Origin of the sequence: Paenibacillus sp. F4, assembly GCF_002894905.1 — a bacterium.
Lineage (GTDB): Bacteria > Bacillota > Bacilli > Paenibacillales > Paenibacillaceae > Paenibacillus > Paenibacillus polymyxa_B.
Window position 1 is genome coordinate 1 of sequence record NZ_POVS01000039.1, and the last position, 251, is coordinate 251.

A 251-nucleotide genomic window follows, 5' to 3' on the forward strand; every position below is an offset into this window, starting at 1 on the left:
GGTGGAAGTGCAGTAATGCATGGAGCTGACCAATACTAATCGGTCGAGGGCTTATCCTAAAAAATAAAACGCAAATGAGTTTCGGATCCAGTTTTCAGGGTGTAACCTTGAAGGTATGTACAAGTGACATACAACAAGCGCATGGCTATTCATTCACACGATAAGTGACGAACCGAATAACCATACGGAAGAATTTACGATGTAAATTCATGTTTGGTGGCGATAGCGGAGGGGTTCCACACGTACCCATC

Annotated in this window: 1 rRNA gene (running past one end of the window); it reads left to right on the plus strand. The window is 43.8% G+C overall.

Going from position 1 to position 251, the window contains the following annotated elements:
* The first annotated feature begins 212 nt into the window (after positions 1-212).
* A 5S ribosomal RNA gene (gene rrf / locus C1T21_RS26650) occupies positions 213-251 on the plus strand (it continues 82 nt past the right edge of the window).